The 19,667-nt window shown below is 65.2% G+C and carries 22 protein-coding genes; 11 read left to right on the forward strand and 11 right to left on the reverse strand.

The features are described 5' to 3' along the window. The first annotated feature begins 1 nt into the window (after nucleotide 1). Entirely contained in the window at nucleotides 2–460 is a 459-nt protein-coding gene (locus tag L0U84_RS33895) for a TspO/MBR family protein (RefSeq protein WP_233856366.1), read from the forward strand. A 157-nt stretch (nucleotides 461–617) separates the two neighbouring features. On the opposite strand, the gene L0U84_RS33900 is transcribed toward L0U84_RS33895, so the two are convergent. Then, nucleotides 618–800, reverse strand: coding sequence for a DUF3563 family protein (locus L0U84_RS33900; protein ID WP_233856367.1), 183 nt, complete (start codon nucleotides 798–800; stop codon nucleotides 618–620). A 109-nt stretch (nucleotides 801–909) separates the two neighbouring features. Beyond that, nucleotides 910–2,088: an extracellular catalytic domain type 1 short-chain-length polyhydroxyalkanoate depolymerase gene (locus L0U84_RS33905; protein ID WP_233856368.1), complete on the reverse strand. Its 1,179-nt coding sequence runs from the start codon at nucleotides 2,086–2,088 to the stop codon at nucleotides 910–912. A gap of 359 nt (nucleotides 2,089–2,447) precedes the next feature. Here L0U84_RS33905 and L0U84_RS33910 point away from each other — a divergent pair, with 359 nt between their 5' ends. The 4 genes from L0U84_RS33910 to L0U84_RS33925 all read left to right on the forward strand — a co-directional run bounded on the left by L0U84_RS33910 (nucleotide 2,448) and on the right by L0U84_RS33925 (nucleotide 5,512). Further along, nucleotides 2,448–3,149, forward strand: a complete 702-nt coding sequence (locus L0U84_RS33910) for a phosphatase PAP2 family protein (RefSeq protein ID WP_233856369.1) — start codon at nucleotides 2,448–2,450, stop codon at nucleotides 3,147–3,149. A gap of 181 nt (nucleotides 3,150–3,330) precedes the next feature. Then, complete coding sequence (modA, locus tag L0U84_RS33915) at nucleotides 3,331–4,104, forward strand: molybdate ABC transporter substrate-binding protein (protein WP_233856370.1); 774 nt, start codon at nucleotides 3,331–3,333, stop codon at nucleotides 4,102–4,104. Nucleotides 4,105–4,125: 21 nt separating this feature from the next. Next, on the forward strand, nucleotides 4,126–4,800 hold the full coding sequence (gene modB, locus L0U84_RS33920; protein WP_233856371.1) for a molybdate ABC transporter permease subunit: 675 nt from the start codon (nucleotides 4,126–4,128) through the stop codon (nucleotides 4,798–4,800). 1 nt (nucleotide 4,801) lies between these two features. Beyond that, nucleotides 4,802–5,512: a sulfate/molybdate ABC transporter ATP-binding protein gene (locus L0U84_RS33925; RefSeq protein ID WP_233856372.1), complete on the forward strand. Its 711-nt coding sequence runs from the start codon at nucleotides 4,802–4,804 to the stop codon at nucleotides 5,510–5,512. A 45-nt stretch (nucleotides 5,513–5,557) separates the two neighbouring features. On the opposite strand, the gene L0U84_RS33930 is transcribed toward L0U84_RS33925, so the two are convergent. Then, on the reverse strand, nucleotides 5,558–6,403 hold the full coding sequence (locus L0U84_RS33930) for a TOBE domain-containing protein (RefSeq protein ID WP_233856373.1): 846 nt from the start codon (nucleotides 6,401–6,403) through the stop codon (nucleotides 5,558–5,560). Between the two features lie 86 nt (nucleotides 6,404–6,489). Continuing rightward, on the reverse strand, nucleotides 6,490–7,194 hold the full coding sequence (locus L0U84_RS33935; RefSeq protein ID WP_233856374.1) for an SDR family NAD(P)-dependent oxidoreductase: 705 nt from the start codon (nucleotides 7,192–7,194) through the stop codon (nucleotides 6,490–6,492). A gap of 213 nt (nucleotides 7,195–7,407) precedes the next feature. On the opposite strand from L0U84_RS33935, the gene L0U84_RS33940 reads away from it, so the two are divergent. Continuing rightward, on the forward strand, nucleotides 7,408–7,656 hold the full coding sequence (locus tag L0U84_RS33940) for a hypothetical protein (RefSeq protein ID WP_233856376.1): 249 nt from the start codon (nucleotides 7,408–7,410) through the stop codon (nucleotides 7,654–7,656). A gap of 224 nt (nucleotides 7,657–7,880) precedes the next feature. Further along, entirely contained in the window at nucleotides 7,881–9,125 is a 1,245-nt protein-coding gene (locus L0U84_RS33945) for an MFS transporter (protein WP_233856378.1), read from the forward strand. A gap of 141 nt (nucleotides 9,126–9,266) precedes the next feature. Here L0U84_RS33945 and L0U84_RS33950 read toward each other — a convergent pair whose 3' ends face one another. Beyond that, complete coding sequence (locus L0U84_RS33950; protein ID WP_233856380.1) at nucleotides 9,267–10,184, reverse strand: LysR family transcriptional regulator; 918 nt, start codon at nucleotides 10,182–10,184, stop codon at nucleotides 9,267–9,269. Between the two features lie 121 nt (nucleotides 10,185–10,305). Here L0U84_RS33950 and L0U84_RS33955 point away from each other — a divergent pair, with 121 nt between their 5' ends. Continuing rightward, nucleotides 10,306–11,334 (forward strand): zinc-dependent alcohol dehydrogenase family protein, encoded by a 1,029-nt coding sequence (locus L0U84_RS33955; RefSeq protein WP_233856382.1) that lies wholly within the window; start codon nucleotides 10,306–10,308, stop codon nucleotides 11,332–11,334. A gap of 162 nt (nucleotides 11,335–11,496) precedes the next feature. On the opposite strand, the gene L0U84_RS33960 is transcribed toward L0U84_RS33955, so the two are convergent. Continuing rightward, entirely contained in the window at nucleotides 11,497–11,883 is a 387-nt protein-coding gene (locus L0U84_RS33960; protein WP_233856384.1) for a tautomerase family protein, read from the reverse strand. A 98-nt stretch (nucleotides 11,884–11,981) separates the two neighbouring features. Between L0U84_RS33960 and L0U84_RS33965 the strand changes: the two genes are divergently transcribed. Beyond that, nucleotides 11,982–12,833, forward strand: a complete 852-nt coding sequence (locus L0U84_RS33965) for a LysR family transcriptional regulator (RefSeq protein WP_233856386.1) — start codon at nucleotides 11,982–11,984, stop codon at nucleotides 12,831–12,833. A 44-nt stretch (nucleotides 12,834–12,877) separates the two neighbouring features. On the opposite strand, the gene L0U84_RS33970 is transcribed toward L0U84_RS33965, so the two are convergent. Continuing rightward, the gene (locus L0U84_RS33970; RefSeq protein ID WP_233856388.1) at nucleotides 12,878–13,576 is read right to left on the reverse strand and encodes a hypothetical protein; all 699 of its coding nucleotides are present in this window, start codon (nucleotides 13,574–13,576) and stop codon (nucleotides 12,878–12,880) included. 112 nt (nucleotides 13,577–13,688) lie between these two features. Here L0U84_RS33970 and L0U84_RS33975 point away from each other — a divergent pair, with 112 nt between their 5' ends. Together L0U84_RS33975 and L0U84_RS33980 are read left to right on the forward strand one after the other, a co-directional pair. Continuing rightward, nucleotides 13,689–14,126, forward strand: a complete 438-nt coding sequence (locus L0U84_RS33975) for an MbcA/ParS/Xre antitoxin family protein (protein ID WP_233856390.1) — start codon at nucleotides 13,689–13,691, stop codon at nucleotides 14,124–14,126. Further along, nucleotides 14,123–14,824 carry an RES family NAD+ phosphorylase gene (locus L0U84_RS33980; protein WP_233856392.1) on the forward strand — a complete coding sequence of 234 codons (702 nt, stop codon included), beginning with the start codon at nucleotides 14,123–14,125 and terminating at the stop codon, nucleotides 14,822–14,824. The genes L0U84_RS33975 and L0U84_RS33980 overlap by 4 nt, the downstream gene beginning before the upstream one ends. 48 nt (nucleotides 14,825–14,872) lie before the next feature. Here the strand turns inward: L0U84_RS33980 and L0U84_RS33985 are convergent, their stop codons facing one another. The 4 genes from L0U84_RS33985 to L0U84_RS34000 form a co-directional block, all read right to left on the reverse strand. Further along, nucleotides 14,873–15,610 (reverse strand): metallophosphoesterase, encoded by a 738-nt coding sequence (locus L0U84_RS33985; RefSeq protein ID WP_442794077.1) that lies wholly within the window; start codon nucleotides 15,608–15,610, stop codon nucleotides 14,873–14,875. Between the two features lie 188 nt (nucleotides 15,611–15,798). Continuing rightward, the gene (locus L0U84_RS33990; RefSeq protein ID WP_233856396.1) at nucleotides 15,799–17,229 is read right to left on the reverse strand and encodes a cytochrome c; all 1,431 of its coding nucleotides are present in this window, start codon (nucleotides 17,227–17,229) and stop codon (nucleotides 15,799–15,801) included. Nucleotides 17,230–17,249: 20 nt separating this feature from the next. After that, entirely contained in the window at nucleotides 17,250–18,851 is a 1,602-nt protein-coding gene (locus L0U84_RS33995) for a GMC family oxidoreductase (RefSeq protein WP_233856398.1), read from the reverse strand. 109 nt (nucleotides 18,852–18,960) lie between these two features. Beyond that, nucleotides 18,961–19,587, reverse strand: coding sequence for a sorbitol dehydrogenase family protein (locus tag L0U84_RS34000; RefSeq protein ID WP_233856400.1), 627 nt, complete (start codon nucleotides 19,585–19,587; stop codon nucleotides 18,961–18,963). Nucleotides 19,588–19,667 lie beyond the last annotated feature (80 nt).

Consider the following 19,667-nt stretch of genomic DNA (forward strand, 5'->3'; position numbering starts at 1 on the left):
GATGCGCCGTCTGCCGTCGCTGCTCGTGTTCCTGATCCTGACCCTGGCGGCCGGCTGGGCCGCGAGTCTGTCGCTGCCGGACGCGTGGTACGCGGGTCTGCAAAAACCCGCATTCAATCCACCGAACTGGGTTTTCCCGCCGGTCTGGACCGTGCTTTACGTGCTGATGGCGTTTTCCGCGTGGCGCGTGTGGAAGCGCGACGGTTTGACCGCGGCGATCGTACTGTGGGTCGTGCAGCTGCTGTTCAATGCTGCGTGGATGTGGCTATTTTTCGGCCTGCATCGGCCGGAGGCGGGGCTGGTCGACATCCTGATCCTGCTGGTGCTGATCGTGATGCTGACTTATGTGTTCTGGCGACGCGATCGCCTCGCGGGCGTGCTGCTCGTGCCGTACGTCATTTGGGTCACGTATGCGGCGCTCTTGAACTACGCGTTATGGCAGCTGAATCCGGCTGCTTGAGCGGAGCGTGCCAGGCGGACGCCAAGGCCGCGCGATGAGCGAAGGAGACTGCGCGATATGGGGCGATAGCCTTGGTGGCCAACCCCAAACACCGGCGCCTCACCACGCGCCGATGTTCCGATTGCTGCCGGCCTGATGCCGGTTTCAGGCAGTCGGCTTAGCCGTAGTGCTGGCTCATCCACGACGGCGCACGCACATTCGCTTCGCGATCGAGCTTGCGCATACGGAATTCGAGGTCGTAGAGGTCGGTCGCTTCGGAGAGATAAGCGTCAGCGCGCTCTTTCGCGAGCTGGTCCGGCGACTTGGTCAAAAACAGGAACAGGCGGCTAATCAGATACATGGTTCACCTCGGCAATTGAAGCTAGGCGTTTACGCCTAAGGGATAACCCCTATTATAGGGAAAACCCTAGCGTCGCGCTACTGGTCATTTTCGAGGTGTTGCTCGGACGTCACCGCCCGAGCGACGCCGCCGCCAATCCTTCCGCAATGCGGCCCGCGTCCGTGCGACGCTGATGCCGGAAAAACTCCCACAGCATGGCGCTCGCGTCGGGGCCCTTGGACGAATGGAACGGCAGCGCATCGTCGCCGCCGGCCCAGGCGTGGCCAAGCCCCTGCACGCGACACAGCCGCACCACGCGCCGCCCACCGCGCAGATAATCGCGCATCACGACGCCATTTTTGCGGTCTTCGCGCGTTTCGCCGGCCTTGCGCGCGCCGTTTGCGTCGATGAGCCGGTTCAGGCGCAGGAACTGGGTCGCCAGTTGGTCCGCATTGACTGGCGTGACGACATGGTCGGCGTCGCCGTGGACGATCAGAGCCGGCATGCCGGGATACTGCGCGACGTTCGTCGTTTCGTCGACGAGTTCGACCGGCTCGCGACGCGCGCCCCGTCGCATCACGTCCATTGCAGTAATGCCGGAGCGGGCCTCTCCGAAAGCGGGGCCGGAATGCAGCGCGACTGCGGCGAAATGCGCGGGGTACTTGACGGCCAGCAGCGCGGCCAGCCCCGCGCCCGCCGAAATCCCCGCCACGTAGACGCGCTCGCGGTCAAAGCCGTGCTGTTCGACCAATGCATCCACCAGCGACACGACCGCGCGCGCTTCCGCGCCGCCCGCGTGCTCGCCGGCGTCGTACCAATGCCAGCAGCGGTGCGAGTGCGCGTGCTTCGATTGCTCCGGATACACGACGGCGAACCCGTAGCGGTCGGCGAGCAGGTTCATGCGCGTGCCTTCGGCGAATTCGTCGATCGACTGGGTGCAGCCGTGCAGCATCACGACGAGCGGCATCGCCTCGTGCGCGTGCCCGGACGGGATATAGAGCCCGTACTGCAGGTGATTGACCAGCCGGCCCGGCGCGGCCGGCGCGGAGTGGAACGAGCGCGTCCACGCGCCGCTCGCCCACGCGGCTGCGCGCGGGCGCACGCGCGACTCGCGCGGCGCTTCGCGCTTCGCCGGCGTGCGCAGCGCGGCAGTCGGCTTCAGTGGATGAACCTTGCTCGACGGTTTGGTGGTGGCGGCGCGAACCGGTCGCGACTGCGTTCGCTTGGCGGTTTTTTGCGCGTGTTCGGTCTGGATCGCGAGCAGGCGCTTGAAACCGCGCAGCCAGATTTTCGACAGGCTTTTTGCCATCGGCGATAACCTCGCAAAAGGGACAAATGCAGACCCAAAAACAGCGGATCAGATGAAGTTGTGCAATGCACAATAACATCATTTTTCATGCGTTGCTGAACACCGGCGCCGCTTTTCGTGCCGATTTGAGTCACGGCGAACCTTGCTGGGGGCCTGCCGTCAAACCTACTTCAATACCTGTTCGGCATCCCACACTCGGCGTACGAAAGCAGTGTGCGCCGCAAGACCGTCTGGCGACACCCGACTATACTGGCGGTTGATCTCCCCACGTGTCGATCCGGGCCGCACCGGCGTTTCGTGCCGGCCGCGCGCCGATTTTCACCAACCCGATTTCACGCGACCCGCGTCGCGCTCCAGCCATGCCCGATTTACCGATCCACCTGTGGTATTCGATCACCAGCCTCGGCGGCGCCGGCTTGACGCTGCCGCTCGCGCTCGCCATCGCGCTGTGGTTGGCGGTCGGCTACTCGTGGCGGCTCGCGGCCTGCTGGCTCGCCCTGCTCGGCGCGGCCATCGGCCTCGTAACCGTCACCAAGATCGCCTTCCTCGGCTGGGGCGTCGGCGTGCGCGAGCTCGATTTCACCGGCGTCAGCGGTCACTCCATGCTGTCCACGGCCGTCTATCCGGTCGCGCTATTCCTGATGTTATTGCCCGCGCGCCGCGCCATCCGGCTGCTCGGCGTGCTGGCGGGGCTTGCCGCCGGCCTGGCGGTGGGTTTTTCGCGCGTCGTGCTGAGCGCGCATTCGCCGTCCGAAGCCGTGACGGGCTGCCTCGTCGGCGCGCTCGCCGCGCTCGTGTTCGTGCGCATCGCGTGGAATGCGGAGCCGGGCCGGCTGTCGGCGCTGCCGGTCGCCGCCAGCATGATGGTGCTGGCAATCGTGATGCACGGCGTGCACGTGCCCACGCAGCGCTGGGTCACGCATATCGCGTTGAAGGTGTCCGGCCACGACCGGCCGTTCATTCGCGCGAAATGGAAGTCCGTACGCGACATTCGGCCGTCGGCGGCGCCGCTGTCGCAAACGCGCAATACGCTCCAGCCGATGCGCGCGTCGGACATCTGAGCGCACTGCGCCCCTCCTTCCGGCGAGTTTTCAAGCTTTCTTCGACAGTTTCGTAGCGTTTCGCGCCATGCGTGAAGCGCTGCGCCGAATCGGCCGTTTCGCGCACCGCTATAACCGCGCATATATTACGATAGCGTTTTTAAGCCGCTGCTTCTCGTCCACGTCCGACTCCAGGTCCTTCATGACACTCTCTTCCAGGCTGAAGCAATACGCGCTGTGCGTCGCAGCCGCCGTCTCCGTAGCGGTCAGCGCGACTGCGAACGCCGATGAACTGGTGGTCTCGGCCGCCGCGAGCCTGACCAATGCGTTCAAGGCGGTCGGCGACGCGTTCGAGCAGCAACATCCGGGCACCAAGGTTCTGCTGAACTTCGGCGCGTCCGACGTGCTGATGCAACAGATCGTCAAAGGCGCGCCCGCCGACGTATTCGCATCCGCGGATCAGAAGGCAATGGACAAGGCCGCCGCCGAAAAGGTGATCGCGCCGTCCACGCGGCGCGACTTCGCCGCCAACTCGCTGGTGCTGATCGTGCCGTCCGACAGCCATTTCGCGCCCGCCAACCTGAACGCGCTGACCACGGCGAACGTCAAGCGCGTCGCATTCGGCGATCCGGCTTCGGTGCCGGTCGGCCGCTACACGCAGGGCGCGCTGCAGGCCGCGGGCGTGTGGGACGCGGTCAGCGCGAAAGCGGTGCTCGCGGCGAACGTGCGGCAGAGCCTCGATTACGTCGCGCGCGGCGAAGTCGACGCCGGCTTCGTGTTCGGCACCGACGCCGCGATCATGCCCGACAAGGTCAAGGTCGCGCTGAACCTGCCGACGCAAACGCCGATCACCTATCCGATCGCGCAGGTCGAAGGCAGCCGTCACGCGGCCGACGCGCAGGCATTCATCGACTTCGTGCTGTCGCCGGCCGGCCAGGCGGTGCTCGCGAAGTACGGCTTCAAGCCGGCGCACTGATTCACGGGAGAGCACACGCTCATGCAACAAGCCTGGGTTCCGCTGCTGCTATCGCTGAAGGTCGCGGGCTGGGCCACCGTGCTCAATCTCGTGCTCGGCGTCGCGGCCGCGCTCGGGCTGTCGCGCTGGCGCTCCGGCGCGCGCGACGTGATCGATTCGCTGCTGATGCTGCCGCTCGTGCTGCCGCCCACGGTGCTCGGCTATTACCTGCTGGTGTTGCTCGGCCGACGCGGCGTGATCGGCGCGTGGCTCGACCGCTTCGACATCCAGCTCGTCTTTACGTGGCAGGGCGCGGTGATCGCATCGACGGTGGTCGCGTTTCCGCTCGTGCTGAAGTCGGCGCGCGCCGCCTTTGAAGGCGTCGATCCGCAGTTGGAGCGCGCGGCGCGCACGCTCGGCGTCAGCGAAGCCGCGGTGTTTTTCCGCGTCACGCTGCCGCTCGCTGCGCGCGGCATCCTCGCCGGCGGCCTGCTCGCGTTCGCACGCGCGCTCGGCGAGTTCGGCGCGACGCTGATGATCGCGGGCAATCTGCCCGGCCGCACGCAGACGCTTTCAGTCGCGGTCTATTCGGCGGTGCAGGCCGGCGACGACAGCACCGCCAACTTCCTCGTGCTCGTGACCTCGGTCGCGTGCGTGACGATCCTGCTGCTCGCGGGTCGACTCGTGCCACAGCACACGCTTCTGAGAGCCCGCTGACATGCCGCTCGACGTCGCCATCCGCAAGACCTTCGAGACCGCCGAGCGGCACTTCACGCTCGACGTCGCGTTCAGCGCGAGCACGCAGAGGCTCGTGCTGTTCGGGCCGTCGGGCGCGGGCAAGAGCCTGACCTTGCAGGCGATCGCAGGTTTGCTGCGTCCCGATCAAGGGACCATCACGCTGCACGGCACCACCTTGTTCGATAGCGCGGCCGGCATCGATCAGAAGCCGCAGGCGCGCAAGATCGCGTATCTGTTTCAGGACTACGCGCTGTTTCCGCATCTGAACGTGCGGCAGAACATCGGCTTCGGGCTGCACCGGGGTTGGCTCAATCCACGTGCGCGCGGCGCGCACGCGCAGGTCGATTACTGGCTCGACGCGCTCGAGTTGAGGGGCGTGGCGGGCAATCATCCGGCGCAACTGTCGGGTGGGCAGAAGCAGCGCGTCGCGCTTGCGCGCGCGCTGGTTTCGCAGCCGCGGCTGTTGTTGCTCGACGAGCCGTTTTCCGCGCTGGATAGCGAGCTGCGCCAGCGTATGCGGCGCGAGCTATCGGACCTGCAAACGCGGCTCGATATTCCGATGGTACTGATCACGCACGATCCCGACGACGTCGCCGCATTCGGCGATCAGGTCGTGCAGGTCAGTGACGGCCGCGTGCGTGAGGATCATCCGTTCGCCGGGTATGCGCGCAGCGAGGCGTCGCCTCGTTGAGCGGATGGCTTTGCGCCCTCGCTGTGAACACTCATTCAGGCCCGGCTACGCTCCATCCTTCACGCCGAGTATCACGCTCGACGCCTTGAACACCGCGACCGCGCTCGCGCCTTCGTGCAAACCGAGCGTATCGACACTGCCATTGGTGACGACCGCGGTCACCACCGCGCCGCCTTCGAGCCCAAGCGACACTTCCGCGTTCACGGCGCCGCGCTTCACGCTCTGCACGATGCCATGCAACTGATTGCGCGCCGACAGTTTCAACGGCGCATCGCCGTCAGCCGCGATCAATAGCACGACCCACGACGCCTTGATCAGCGCAAACGCCGCCACGCCGACCGCGAGCCCGAGCGCTTCGGTGCTCTCGTGCGTGAGCACGGCGACGATCGTGTGGCCACCGGGCAGCGCGAGCGACACTTCGTCGTTGACGGTGCCGCGCTCGATCGCCGACACCGTGCCGTAAAACTGATTGCGCGCGCTCGTCTTCACGCCGATGCGGCCGATCAGGTCCCAATCCGTCGCAAAGCCCTCGCCGATCGCCGCGCCCGCGCGTTCAAGAAAGCGCCGATGCTCGCGCTCGACCGCGCGAAACGTCTGGATCAGCTTCATCGCGCGCGGCGTCAGAGTCGTGCCGCCGCCGCCCTTGCCGCCGGTCAGACGCACGACCAGCGGCTCGCCGGCGAGGTTGTTCATCGTGTCGATGGCATCCCACGCACCCTTGTAGCTGATGCCGACCGCCTTCGCCGCGCTAGTGATCGAGCCGGTCTCGCCGATCGCCGCAAGCAGCGCGATGCGGGCCGCGCCGCCGAGCGTCTGCGTGCCGGCCTGAAACCAGACGGAGCCGCCGAGTTCGAGGCCGTCGCGGGGAGGATCGGGATGGTCGATGGTCATGGCGGACAGTGGTCGAGGGGACGTGGTTGGGCGGCGAATCATTATAGCGACGCCCTCTTCTGCCGCCGCCCGCTACGCTTGCCCGCTCACCACGGCACGACTCGGCCGAGGTAATCGAGGTAGTGCAAACCGGTACGGCCTTCGTAAGCATCGATCGTGCTGACCAGGTTCGGGATGCTTTCGTCGATGCTCAGACGCGCGTCCGGGCCGCCCATATCGGTTCGCACCCAGCCGGGCGCCATCAGCAGCAAGGTTTTGCCATCGCTTCGATGACGCGCGGCAAAGCTGCGCATGAACATGTTGAGCGCGGCCTTGCTGCCGCGATAGACCTCGTAGTTGCCGTTCTCGTTGTTGGCGACGCTGCCCTGCCCCGACGACATCACGCCGATCGTGCCGGTCGGTCGAACGAGCTCCTGCAGCGTCTCGACGACCCGCATCGGGCTCAACGCGTTCGTCACCATCACGCGCACGAATTCGTCGGTCGATACATCCGCGATCGTTTCACTATCGTCGTTCTTGACGCCGGCATTGACGAACAGCATGTCGAGCGGGCGTCCTTCGACGCGGCTGCGCAACGCGGCGACCTGTTCGGGAATCGTGATGTCGACCGTTTCGACTTCGAGTGCTCCATCTGACGTCTTCGCAAGCTGAAGGAGTCTGGTCGTGGAGTTCTGCCTGCCGGTGGCGATGACTCGCCAGCCGCGTTTCAGGTACTCCTCGACCATCGCGAAGCCGAGACCGCGCGAGGCGCCGATCAGAAGCACGGTTTTTTGCCGGGTTGGGGATTGCATTGAGCGTTTCCTGTCGATGAACTCGGGTTGAAGTCGGTCCACGAAATATAGTCACGCGTCATAGATGGTGGAAGACGCAACGCTTGCACTTATAAGATGCACGCGACGGTAAGGCGCCGTCGTGAAGCACCGCTTCGATCCGGCAATGGGTACGCTCCCGGCCGATCGTGAATCGTCGACAATGAGCGAGCGCCCGAATCTGGAGACCGCGCGATGTCACCCTTGCATGAATACTGGTTCCCGGCAAAACGCTATGGCTGGGGTTGGGGCTTTCCCGTGCGCTGGCAAGGATGGGTGACGCTGCTCGCGTATTTTGTGTTGCTCGGCGCAGTCGTTTTCCTGTTTCAACCCGTGGGTCATCCGCTCACGTTCGCCTTGCTGGTCGCGCTATTAACCGCGGCCCTCGTGGCCGTGTGCTGGCTGAAGGGCGAGCCGCCGCGCTGGCGGTGGGGTAAGGACTAACCACCGCGCTCGCTTTACGCGGCTCGCGCGGGTTCTCACGGTCCTAACTCAGGATAAATTCCTAGTGCGTTGCAAGCGTCGTTTGCGCATAGTACGCGGTAATGTGGAAGCGCTTCCACACAGCGACTCATCTGCTGTCCTGTTCGCCGAATGCGCAGCCGACGAAGTTCCGTCGCGGTGAACTCACGAGTCTGTTTATTCCTAACGGCGGAGCTTGTTGCCCGATGTCTGACCAAACAGGTAGTGAAGCCGTCGCGATATCCGTCGAACCCGGCAATCAATCCGCGTTGCGGCAGGTCGTGACTTCGAGACTCTTTCTTGGCTCTACGGTTGCGATGTTTCTGTCGGGTCTTGGCGTGTCTGCGGCAGCACCGCAGATCGTGCTGTTTCTGGTCAAGGAACTCGGCGCATCGCTCCAGTTGGCGGGGTTTTATTACTTGACCAGTCTCGCGGCTCCGGTTGCGGGGTATTTCGTCGGTCGCTACTCCGACCGGACGGGGAATCGACTTGGTCTTTTCCGCGTCTGTGCTGTCGCGGGATTCGTGGGGTGGGCAGCGGTGGCCCTCTCGACTTCGGTCTGGGTGCCGTTCGTCATCGCCATCGTCTTACTCGCTTTCTCCGGCGCGACCGCTTCGCAAATTTTCGCGGCTGTCCACGACGAACTTGACGAGAAGCCTCATGACGCGAATGAGAGCGTCGTTGCCATCATCCGCATGGCGCTTACCGGTGGCTGGATCGTCGGGCCTGTGTTGGGAGCGTCGGTGGCGGCGGCCTATGGCCTGCGGATCATGCTATGGATGACCGCTGTTTGCATGCTTCTTCAGATCGTACCGCTCGGAACGCTGAAACCGACCGTCAAGCTCAAACACCAGTCGGCTAGTGCGCCTGCAAATCACGCAAGTCTTCGCGCCATGCTTCCTTTGCTGACGTTTACGGGGCTGTTTGTATTGGTCTATGCAGGGGAGCCGGTGAAGTACGGTTTTCTGCTGGTCTACATGGAGGAACACCTGAAGCTCAGTCCCGCCGTACGAGGGGCGGTCATCGGGATTCAGCCGTTCATCGAGTTACTGATCATGCCGTTTAGCCTCGGGCTGGGTCGTAAGCTCGGCAATGCGGGGCTGATGTGCGTCGCAGCCGCTCTGGGGGTGTTCGCCAACCTATGCTTCGCACTTTGGCCTTCCGCAGCCGGCATGTTTGCCGGACAGATTCTCATGGGCGGCGTTTGGGGCATTTTTATGGTTCTGGGCATCATCGTGGCTCAACGCTTACTGCCGAACGCGGTAGCGACGGCGTCGGCGATCTTCATGAGCTCGACGGCGCTCGCGTCGGCGCTGGGCGGTTTGGCGGGCGGTCTCGGGGTCGCGTTGTTGGGCCTTCCGAACGTTTTCCTGCTGCCCGCGTTTTTCTCCGGCATCGCCGTTATCGGACTAGCACTGATCGCACGGGCGAAAAGCTTCAGCGCGTACTGACTTCGCCTGGTCCCTTCGCCTGGTCCCTTCGCCTGGTCCCTTCGCCTGGTCCAATCAGGCAGCACCACCTGCGAAACAGACGTTCGACCGCCCATACGTTGACCTGGCCGGCCGTTGCCGCGCATCGAGCGTGCCCGGCAATCAAGGTTGGAACACCGACGTCTCGAGCGCTGCGAGTCGCGTCAACTCATCGACAGCCGCTTTGACTTTCGGCTGGAGATGTCGCGTCTTCTGCCAGATCGCGTGAATCGGTGTCGTCGTCGACAGGCTCGGTAGTACCTCGCGCAGCGCTCCCGTGCGCAAGCCATCTTTCGCGAGCCATCCCGGGAGCTGAGCCAGACCGCAACCTGAGATGCACGCGTTCAGTAGCGTGTCGCCGTCTGTCAACTCGTGGCGCGCTCGCACATCGAAGTACGAGGCTTCGCTATCGTTCCCGGCACCTGCAAGCAACCAGCCGGACCGCGCGCTGCGTCGCCAACCGATCAGGCAGTCGTGCGCGAGCAAATCGTCTCGCCGCACCGGTTCGCCGCGCCGCTCCAGGTACCCGGGCGCGCCGCAAATGAGGAGCCGCTGCTCGCCCAGCTTGCGCGCGACGAGATCCGGAAACGCATCGAGTGTGCCGATACGCACCGCCAGGTCGACGCCCTCACTCACGAGATCCACGGCACGATCCTGGAACGTAATGGCGAGATCCAGGCGCGGAAAGCGCTCCGTCAGGCTCAATAGAGCGGGCACGATGTGGCGGCGACCAAATGTCGTCGGTAGATCGACGCGCAGGCGGCCGATCGGTTGCTCGTGACCGGTGGACAGAAACGCTTCGGTCTGGTCGAGCTCTTCGAGGATCCGCCGGCACGTGAGCAGGAACGTTTCGCCCGCCGTCGTCAGGTCGATGCGTCGCGTCGTCCGATGCAGCAGTTGCATCCCGAGACGCGTCTCCAGCCGCGAGATGCTCTTGCCGACCGCCGACCCGGTTATACCCAGCGTCTCGGCTGCAGAGGTGAAACTGCCGCGATCGACGGCGGCAACGAACTCGCGGATTCCGGCAAAACGATCATTCATCGTCGATTCTGGAACTGGAGGAAGGAATGTCCGGAATTTTATCGCCTAACTCAACCACACCGCCGAAATTACACTGCTCAGCACGATGGCATCCGCCGTCCCAGTGAACGTGAGGTTTGAAATGAAGGCATGGCTTCTCGACAATTTCGGTCTACATAACCTGCGAGCCGGCGAGGTGGCGACGCCCACTCCTCAGCCGGGCGAGCTCCTCGTGAAGGTCGGCGCGGTGTCGCTGAACTTCCGCGACAAAGCGATCGTCGACGGCATCTATGAGCCCGAGCGCGTGCCGAAGCCGCTGATCCCTGTATCGGACGCGGCCGGCACGGTGGTCGCCATCGGCGACGGCGTGACCCGCTTCAAGCTCGGCGACCGCGTGAACTCAACGCTGTATTCGCACTGGATCGATGGTGCGCCCGGACCCGACGAACCGGCGCATTGCCTCGGCATGCCGCTTCCGGGCGGACTCGCCGAATACATGATCATCCACGAAGACAGTGCGGTGGCAGCGCCCGCATCGATGAGCGACGAGGAAGCCGCGACCCTGCCGATCGCCGCGTTGACCGCCTGGTATGCGTTGACGGACGTCGGCCAGCTCCAGGCGGGGCAAACGGTGCTCGTGCAGGGAACCGGAGGCGTGTCGATTTTTGCGGCGCAGATCGCCATCGCGCATGGCGCGCGCGTCATCGTCACGTCGAGCAAGGACGAGAATCTGGCGAAGGTGAAGGCGCTGCTCGATAGCGACAAGGTCGAAGGGATCAACTACAAAACGAATCCGGACTGGTCCGCGAAAGTACTCGAACTGACCGGCGGCCTGGGGGCGGACGTGACGATCGACGTCGCGGGCGGCGACGGCATCAACCAGTCCGTCGCGGCCACCAGGGTGCAAGGCGTGATCGCGCAGGTCGGTTTCCTCACGGGACAGACGACGGCCCTCGATCTGATGCCGCTGATCTTCCGGCAGACGACGATTCGGGGGATCGCCGTCGCGCCGCGCACTTCCTTTGAACGCATGAACGTGTTCCTGAATGCGCACAAGATCAAGCCGGTCATCGATCGCGTCTATCGCTTCGACGAAGCCGTACAGGCGTTCGAGCATCTTGCTCGCGGCCCGTTCGGCAAAGTGGTGATCAGGATCGGCAACGGCGTGTAAGCGCGTCCGCTCGAATTCAGTGCGGCCAGCATCGTTGCGTTCGCTGAGCCTCGCGGCCTGCGCGAGGCGTTTCACCAAAGTCCGTTGCCGAATTCCAGCCGCCGCCGTGCAGCATTGCTCCGGGTGTCCCTTTCGGGGCGGCCGCGGCAGCTCAATGCACGGCTACAACGGGGAGTACTGGCAAAGCCCATTGCCAAACGACCAGTTCTCCTTCTCGACCTCGACGAGATTGATGAACACATCCTCGGGCCGCACGCCCGGCGACTTCCCGAGTTCATCGACGATGCGCCGGTACAGCGCCTTCTTCTGCTCGACCGAGCGCGTGTTGCTGACGGTCAGCTGGATCACGACGAGATCGTCGCCGCGCTCGATGTTCAGGTACTGCCGGTCGTAGATCATGTTGTCGGGCGCGTGCTCGGTGATCAGCATGAACATGTCGTCTTTCGGCACGTTGAACGTGTCCACCAGCGAGCGCTGGATGCCGGCGGTCAGCGCGTGGCGATAGTCGGCCGGCTTGCCGGCGCGCAGGGAGATTCGGGTGAGGGGCATGATGGGCTCCGGGTTGCGGTGTTGGGTTAAACACAGCTTAGGCGGGCTCGGTCATAATAAACAGATATCCATGCCTATTTCATCCATTTCAATCTGAAATGAAAGTACTCGATCTCGATGCGGTGCGGGCCTTCGTGCTGGTCGCCGATCTGCGCAGCTTCACGCGCGCCGCGGACGCGCTCGACACGACGCAATCGGCCGTCAGCCTGAAGTTGAAGCGACTGGAGGCACACCTTGGCAAGCAGTTGCTCGAGCGCACGCCGCGCGTCGTGCGTCTGTCCGCCGACGGCCACGCGTTTCTCAGCGCCGCGCGCGAGTTGCTGAACGCGCACGAGCGCGCGCTCGGCGCGCTGTCGGTGGAGCGGCGCCGGCTCGTGCTGGGGCTCAGCGAGCACGTCGCGGGACCCGATCTGCCGCAATTGCTCGGCCGGCTCAACGCGCACGATCCGGGTCTCGTGGTCGAGCTGCATATGGGCACGTCGGCGGCGCTGCTCGCGCAGTTCGACGAACGCCGGCTCGATGCGGCGATCGTTCGCTACGGCGCCGACGAACCGCCGCGCGACGACGCGCAGACGCTGTTCAGCGAACCGCTCGGCTGGCTCGCGACGCCGACGTGGCTGCCGCGCGTCGGTGAGCCGCTGGCGCTCGCGCTGTTGAGCCCGCCGTGCAACGTGCGCGACGTCGCGCTGCGCACGCTGACGGCGGCGGGAGTCGCATGGCAGGAGGTGTTCGTGGGCGGCGGCGTCGCGGCGGTTGGCGCGGCCGTGGCCGCCGGGCTCGCCGTGTCGCCGCTCGCGCGCCGGGTCGCGCCGCGCGGACTGATCGATGTCGGCGCGCGGCTTGGCCTGCCGGCGCTCGCGGAATCGCGCGTGACGTTGCATTCGCGGGTGCGCGAGCCGCGCTCGGCCGAAACACTGCGGCTGCTCGCAAACGGCCTCGCCGCGGCATGAAGCCACGACCGATGCCGCAGCATGCCGCGCCGCCCGAAGCAGCCTTAGTGGATGATCGGCGGCAGCGAATCGCTGCTGGCCGTCGCCGGATTGGGCACGGAGCCCATCGGCGCGATGTCGCTAACGTTTGCGGACGCGTCCGACGAAGTCTGCACGGCGGGCCTGATCGGATTCGGACGGGAAACCGCCGGCTTCGCCGCAACCTTGTCCACACGCGGACGCGCGCCGCGAGTTGCCGGGAAATCGGCGTGCACGACCTTGCCCTGAGGCGGCTTCGCGTGGGCCAGTTGCACATGCGGCTGCGCGTGCTTGGCGGCCTGCGCGGCAACCACGCCGTGCGACCGGTTCTGGCCCGAGGCCGCGACTTTCATGCCGCCCCTCATACCGCCCTGCACGCCGCCTTTCACGTGCCCGCCAGCCGCGAGATGTTTCACGCCGTCCCCATGCGCTGCGAGTTTCCCGCGGTGGCCCGCGCCGGCCGACGCGACATGCGGCACCCCGTGCCGGACGCTCGCCGTCTGCTGCGGATGCGCGCCGGCTTTGGTCTTGATTCCGCCCTTGGCGCCAGCCTTCACCTTCACCGCCTGGGTCTTTTTCCGCGAGTGTGCCTGCTTCGTAACGTGTCCGCTGGCGACATGCCCGCTCGCCTCCGGCGGATTCCACACTTCTGCATAACCGGCAGCGAACGCCGCTTCCGATACACACCACACGGCCAGCGCCGCTGCTACTGCTCGAACCCGCATCTGCTGCTTCTCCTGATCGACGACTGCCAAAACGAGCCGGGATTATATTCTCTTGCAAAAATCCATTTTTGGACTAATATCATTAAAAAGTACACATAGGGACTTACCCGCAATGGCTCACGCTGCCCGAATTTCTTCACCCGAGGCATCGCCGCGACGATCGCTTTCGGAACCCACGCTGACGCAAATGTCCGCGGCGGGTCTGCGTGCGTTTTTCAAAATCGCGGACGACTGGGACCTGAACGCCGACGAGCAGATCGTGCTGCTCGGCTCACCCGGCCGCTCGACGTTCTTCAATTGGAAGAAAATGCCCCAAACCGCGCGTCTGAGCCGCGACACGCTGGAGCGACTGTCGCTGCTGCTTGGCATCTACAAGGCGCTGCAGATTCTGCTGCCGCAGCCGAGCGCCGCCGACAGCTGGGTCAAACGACCCAACAGCGCGCCGCCGTTCGGCGGCAAACGCGCGCTGGACCGCATGCTGGCGGGCAACATCAGCGATCTCGTAGCCGTGCGCCAGTATCTCGACGCAATGCGAGGCGGCTGGGCGTGACACAACCGCAATGGCAGGACCGCTGGACCAGCGCCGCGCTCGACTGGTCGCCCGCGTATCGCGTGATTCCGACGCGCTTCCCGGCCATCAACCTGTTCGACCGCGTCGCGTCGCCGGAGGATTTCGACGCGCTGTACGCGCTCGAAGCGATGACCAACGACCGTCTGCGCACCGAAATCGGCGAACTCGATCTGGTGCCGCGCGAGGAGCGCCGTTTCGGCCCGGGCTACGGGCCTATCATGGCCGCGCTCACGCATCTGAATCCGCTCGGCAGCCGCTTTTCCGATGGCACGTATGGCGTGTTCTATTGCGCGCGTTCCCGCGCGACGGCAATCGCCGAAACGCGCTTTCACACCGGTCAGTTTCTCAAAGCGACCGCCGAGCCGCCGATGCGCCAGCAGATGCGTCTTTACACGGTGATCGCGCAAGGCAGCGTGGTCGACTTGCGTCGCGACCCCGAGTTCGATCCCGCGGTGCTGTCGCCCGATGACTACGTCGCCGGGCAGGCGCTGGGGCGCGCGGTGCGCGCGGCGGGCGCGCCGGGCATCGTGTATCCGTCGGTGCGCGACAGCGCCGGCGAATGCCTCGCCGCGTTCCGCACGATGCTGCTGCGCGACTGCCATCACGCGGCATACCTGGAATACAACTGGAACGGCACCAGCGTCGATATGGTGTTCGAGCTGAATCAGGTCGGATGACGGAACAGCGGCGAGGCGGCGTGCGGACTTCGGCCGCTCAAGGCAAGGTCAAGGCAAGGTCAATTCGGCCGCGCCTTCCGCACGCGCGGCCTCGACCGAGATCGACCAGCGACGCAGCGCCTGCGGCTGCACGATCGTCAACTTGCCGTCGGGCCCGAACGCGCCGGTATCGATGAACACCTGCGAGCCGATCTGCGAGATGTCGGGCATCGGCGTATGGCCGCAATAGGTCAGCGATAGCCCGCGCTGCCGCAGCGGATCGCCGTTACCGAGCGCCAGCTCGCGCCCCCATAGCAAGCGCTGGCGTGTGTCGGCCGAAAAGTTGCCCGCGTCGAGCTCGGCATCCGAGCCGAAAAATTCGGCATGCAGAACGTTGAAACGCGTCTTGCCGCTACCGATCACGCGCACGAGCGGCAGCGTGCGCAGATGCTCGGCGTAGTAGCGCAGCCGTTCGTCGGGCACGGCGGCCGCCCACGCGCCGCCGATGCCGTACCACCACTGCCGCCGCAAGCGGCCGTCGGCGACCGCGCACAGCGCGTCCTCGTGATTGCCGAGCACCGCGTAGAACCAGGGCTTCGCGAGCAGCGCGAGCGCCTGCTCCGAGTGCTCGCCGCGATCGACCAGATCGCCGACCGAAAACAGCCGGTCGCACGTCGGATCGAACGCGATCTGCCGCAGCAGGTAGCGCAACGCATCGACGCAGCCGTGCAGATCGCCGACCACGAAATCGCGGCCGGCCTCGTTGGCGTCGTGATGCTGAACGAAGTTGGCGGAAGTAGCACTCATCTCACCATGATAATGCGACCGACGCGCCCGCGTATGCGGGGTGCCTATCGTATCCGCACGCTTCATCGAGCAAGAAAGACACCAACCGACGCAAATATGACGCTTAAACGGCAAATTCGCGGTATGCGGTATCGGCAGCGCACGTTTGCGCGAGTCACTCCTGCCGCGCGCTCGACGCGCGTCGCACGCTATTGCAGCGTGCGCAGCTTCGCCACCTGGTCGGTCGTGATCGTCGCCTGCGGGTTGCCGAACTGCTTCGTCACGTAGTTGGTGATCGCCGCGATCTGCTCGTCGTCAAGGTGGCCGCCGAACGCGGGCATCAGCACGTCAGCGTGCGCGGTCGTGCGGTTCACGCCGTGCAGAATGACCAACGCGAGATTGTTCGGGTCGTTCGCGCCGACCGTCGAGTTATGGATCAGCGACGGATACGCGCCCGGCGCGCTCGCGCCCACGCCCTGCCCGGTCCAGCTATGACAGGTCGCGCAATTGGCGACGAACAGCTGCGCGCCGTTCACGCCGGTGATCGTGGTGCCGCGCATGGCGGTGACGTCGTTGGCGGGATTGCCCCATTGATGGCGAGGACGAGCGTCGCCGCCGCTCACGGCCGGCAGCGAGCGCAGGTACTCGACGATCGAGCGCAGATCGACCGGCGTCAGATACTGCGTGCTGTTCGCGACCACTTCGCCCATCGGGCCGGCCGCGTTCGCGCGGCCCGGCGCCGCGCCGTTCGACAGATACGACACGAGTTCGTCGTCGCGCCAGTCGCCGACGCCGCTCAGCTTGTCGGGCGTGATATTGAACGCATGCCAGCCGGCCTGCACCGCACCGGAGAACCGCGCGCTCGACTTCAGCCCCTGCATGAAATTGCGCGGTGTATGGCATTCCTCGCAATGCGCGAGCCCTTCGACCAGATACGCGCCACGGTTCCATTCGGGGCTCCGTTTCGGGTCCGGCACGAAGCGCCCCTCGGTGAAGTTGAACATGTTCCAGAACACCATCAGCCAGCGCTGATTGAACGGGAACGTGAGACTGTTCGCGGGCGGCGTGTAGTGAATCGGTGTGAGCGTGTTCAGATACGCGCGAATCGCGAGCACGTCCTGATCGGTCACGCGCGTGTAGGCGGTGTACGGAAACGCCGGATAGAGCCGCTCGCCGCCTTTGCCGATACCTTCGTGCATCGCGCGCATGAAATCGGCGTCGCTCCATTGGCCGATGCCGGTGTCGGGATCGGGCGTGATGTTCGGCGTCACGATCGTCCCGAACGGCGTGCTGATCGGCAGGCCACCCGCGAATGGGCGCGACTTGTCGGCCGTATGGCAGGCCGCGCAATCGGCGGCACGGGTCAGGTATTGGCCGCGCTTCACGAGTTGGCCATTCGCGGCCGTGCCGGCGAGCATGGCCGGGCCGCCGGCCGACGCCTGCGCCGCGTCGTCGGCGCGCGCCTGGGTGATCGGCATTTCGTCGGTGGAGTGGGCGTCCGGGCCGTGCGACTCGTGCCACGCAATCGACAGCGCGAACAGCGAAAACGCGGCCGCGAGCGTGGCGCCGCCAAAGCGGCGGCGTGGGGTGACGTGCATCAGCGCGGGGTCGGGCTGCACGCGAGAGGTGTTCTTCATCATTGTGGCTCTCCGGTCGGCGCTCAGATTTCGCGCTTCAGCTTGTCAGCCAGCTTCAGCGACAATGCCGCGATCGTCAGCGTGCAGTTCACCGACGCGGCGGTCGGCATCACGCCGCTGCTCGCGATGAACAGGTTCGAATGATCGTGCGTGCGGCAGTCCGCGTCGACGACCGAACTCGCCGCATCGCTGCCCATGATCGTCGTGCCCATGATGTGATTGTTGGGCGCGAAGCTGTCGTCGAACGAAACCTCGGTGCCGCCGAACAGCGCCGCGATCTTCGCATACTGCTCGTGCGTATCGGCGGCGCTCTTCTTCACGTAGTCGTTGATCGAGTAGTAGATCTCAGGCTGCGCAATGCCGAGCGCGTCCTTGTGATCGGCCGACGGCACGATGCGGTTCTGCGGCTCCGGCAGATGTTCGTGGAAGCTGTTGATGTTCAGCGTGCGCGCCGCGCGGTCGCGGATCTGCCGGTCGAGCTCGGCGCCGGTCAGGCCTTTTTTCAGCAGGTTGGCGGTGACGCCCATCGTCGGCACGCCATTCGACAGATGCAGCTTCTTCGACGCGTAATCGGAGCGGAACGCGCCGTCGCGGAAGTTCACGATCGAGGTCATTTCCATCGGGCCGCGGCCGGGCCACAGCGGTTCGTTGGCGAGAAACGTGACGCCGGTGCCCGGATGGTCCATCAGGTTGCGGCCGACCTGATCGGAGCTGTTGCCGACGCCGTGCGGGAATTTGTCGGTGCTCGACATCAGCATCAGCTTCGGCGTTTCGATGCCGTTCGCCGCAAGCACGAACAGCTTGCCGGTCACGCGTGTGCTATTGCCGTTCGGGTCCTTGTAGTGGACCGCGGTAATGAGCCCTTTGTCGTCCGCTTCGACGCGATACACGACCGCTTCGGGAATCAGTTTCGCGCCGGCCTGCTCGGCCTTCTCCGCGTGGATCACGCCGTTGTACATCGCGGCGATCGGGCAGATCGGCATGCAGTTGTTGTTGCCGCAGCAGGTGGGCCGCGCATCGTACGGCCGGCTGTTGCGCGCAACCGGTTCGGGCACGACCTTGAAGCCCTGCGCGTTGAGCACGTCGCTGAAGCGCTGATCCATGTACGACAGCGGCAGCTGCTGCATCGGATAAGGCTTCGAGCGCGGCGAGCCGAGATCGATCGAACTATCGGGACCGGACACGCCGAGCTGCACTTCGGCGGCCACGTACCACGGCTCGAGCGTTTCGTACGGATACGGCCAGTCGCGTCCGACGCCATACAGCTTGTGCAACTGGAAGTCCGACGGCAGCAGCCGCCACGCGGCCGCCGCCCAGTGCCACGTGGTGCCGCCGACGAGCCGCACGTATTGTGAGTTGTACGGATAATCGCCCTTCTGGATCAGATAGTTGTTCGCGGGCGCGTACTCGGGATGCGGCGCGTAAGGCGTCGACGGATATGGCGTCGCGAAGTCGGACTTGGCCGGCGAGTTGCGGAAGTTCTCGACGATCTGCCAGCGCGGAATGCGCGGCCCCGCTTCGAGCAGGATCACCGACGCGCCCGCCAGCGCCAGCTGATGCGCAACCAGACTGCCGGCGACGCCCGAGCCGACCACGACGATATCGGCGGATTGTGTGTTTGCCATCGTTTCTCTCTTCGATGCCCTGCCTGTTGCGGGCTTTGTTCGTGCGACGCTTGCGGGTTCGGCGTGTTCGTTGCGCTGCTGACGCGGCCCGCTGACGGGCTCGCGTGGCTCACGCGGGCGTCGGCTTCTGCGTCCAGTAGAACGGCACGTCGCGGCAATAGGAGGGAATCGTGAGCACGTCTTGCACGGGCTCGAACATCAGCGCCTTTTCATACGCAATCACCTGGACATGCGGCATCTCGCCGACGAGGCCCAGATACCACGCGCGCATGATCGCACCGACTGCTTTCGCGAGCGCGGGCTGGTCGGTCTCCAGCGCCTGCGTGACGGTATCGGACGGCACGCCGCCGTGACCTTGCAGCCACGTATTCAGCGCGGCGACGTTCTGCGTGAACTGGCTATCGGAATGTGACAGCGCATCGTAGACACGCTTGCCGAGCACGGCATCGAAACTGCTGCGGCCGGTGAGGTGTTGCGACAGCGCGAGGAAGGCATCGAGTCCGCCACCGGCTGGCGGCGTATCGGCGAAGGCTGGCGCGATCAGCGACAGCGAGCGGTTCGCGCCGGCGAACGCGAGCGCCGCGGCTGCCGCGCACGAGCCGAGCACCCAGGCCCTGCGCGCAGCGGAAAACGACGGGGACAAGCCGGTGAAACGAGTGGCACTGCGATAAGACGTCGCTCCTTGCCGATGCGTCACGTTGGGATGCGCATCGTTATCCTCAGGAACATCTGTCATGGGGGCTCCAGATGATGAGTCGTTCTCGACGAGCAGCGCGGCGAGGGCATGATGCCGTTCGCGTGCCGCTTCGTTTGCTC

It is taken from the genome of Paraburkholderia sp. HD33-4, assembly GCF_021390635.1.
GTDB lineage: Bacteria > Pseudomonadota > Gammaproteobacteria > Burkholderiales > Burkholderiaceae > Paraburkholderia.

Coding starts and splice junctions, on each gene's coding strand:
- L0U84_RS33975 (WP_233856390.1), top strand. CDS start 13,689: ATGGCTCACGCTGCCCGAATTTCTTCACCCGAGGCATCGCCGCGACGA.
- L0U84_RS33905 (WP_233856368.1), bottom strand. CDS start 2,088: ATGGCAAAAAGCCTGTCGAAAATCTGGCTGCGCGGTTTCAAGCGCCTG.
- L0U84_RS33925 (WP_233856372.1), top strand. CDS start 4,802: ATGCCGCTCGACGTCGCCATCCGCAAGACCTTCGAGACCGCCGAGCGG.
- L0U84_RS33960 (WP_233856384.1), bottom strand. CDS start 11,883: ATGCCCCTCACCCGAATCTCCCTGCGCGCCGGCAAGCCGGCCGACTAT.
- modB (WP_233856371.1), top strand. CDS start 4,126: ATGCAACAAGCCTGGGTTCCGCTGCTGCTATCGCTGAAGGTCGCGGGC.
- L0U84_RS33950 (WP_233856380.1), bottom strand. CDS start 10,184: ATGAATGATCGTTTTGCCGGAATCCGCGAGTTCGTTGCCGCCGTCGAT.
- L0U84_RS33895 (WP_233856366.1), top strand. CDS start 2: ATGCGCCGTCTGCCGTCGCTGCTCGTGTTCCTGATCCTGACCCTGGCG.
- L0U84_RS33970 (WP_233856388.1), bottom strand. CDS start 13,576: ATGCGGGTTCGAGCAGTAGCAGCGGCGCTGGCCGTGTGGTGTGTATCG.
- L0U84_RS33930 (WP_233856373.1), bottom strand. CDS start 6,403: ATGACCATCGACCATCCCGATCCTCCCCGCGACGGCCTCGAACTCGGC.
- L0U84_RS34000 (WP_233856400.1), bottom strand. CDS start 19,587: ATGACAGATGTTCCTGAGGATAACGATGCGCATCCCAACGTGACGCAT.
- L0U84_RS33910 (WP_233856369.1), top strand. CDS start 2,448: ATGCCCGATTTACCGATCCACCTGTGGTATTCGATCACCAGCCTCGGC.
- L0U84_RS33955 (WP_233856382.1), top strand. CDS start 10,306: ATGAAGGCATGGCTTCTCGACAATTTCGGTCTACATAACCTGCGAGCC.
- L0U84_RS33965 (WP_233856386.1), top strand. CDS start 11,982: ATGAAAGTACTCGATCTCGATGCGGTGCGGGCCTTCGTGCTGGTCGCC.
- L0U84_RS33995 (WP_233856398.1), bottom strand. CDS start 18,851: ATGGCAAACACACAATCCGCCGATATCGTCGTGGTCGGCTCGGGCGTC.
- L0U84_RS33900 (WP_233856367.1), bottom strand. CDS start 800: ATGTATCTGATTAGCCGCCTGTTCCTGTTTTTGACCAAGTCGCCGGAC.
- L0U84_RS33945 (WP_233856378.1), top strand. CDS start 7,881: ATGTCTGACCAAACAGGTAGTGAAGCCGTCGCGATATCCGTCGAACCC.
- L0U84_RS33935 (WP_233856374.1), bottom strand. CDS start 7,194: ATGCAATCCCCAACCCGGCAAAAAACCGTGCTTCTGATCGGCGCCTCG.
- L0U84_RS33985 (WP_442794077.1), bottom strand. CDS start 15,610: ATGAGTGCTACTTCCGCCAACTTCGTTCAGCATCACGACGCCAACGAG.
- L0U84_RS33940 (WP_233856376.1), top strand. CDS start 7,408: ATGTCACCCTTGCATGAATACTGGTTCCCGGCAAAACGCTATGGCTGG.
- modA (WP_233856370.1), top strand. CDS start 3,331: ATGACACTCTCTTCCAGGCTGAAGCAATACGCGCTGTGCGTCGCAGCC.
- L0U84_RS33990 (WP_233856396.1), bottom strand. CDS start 17,229: ATGATGAAGAACACCTCTCGCGTGCAGCCCGACCCCGCGCTGATGCAC.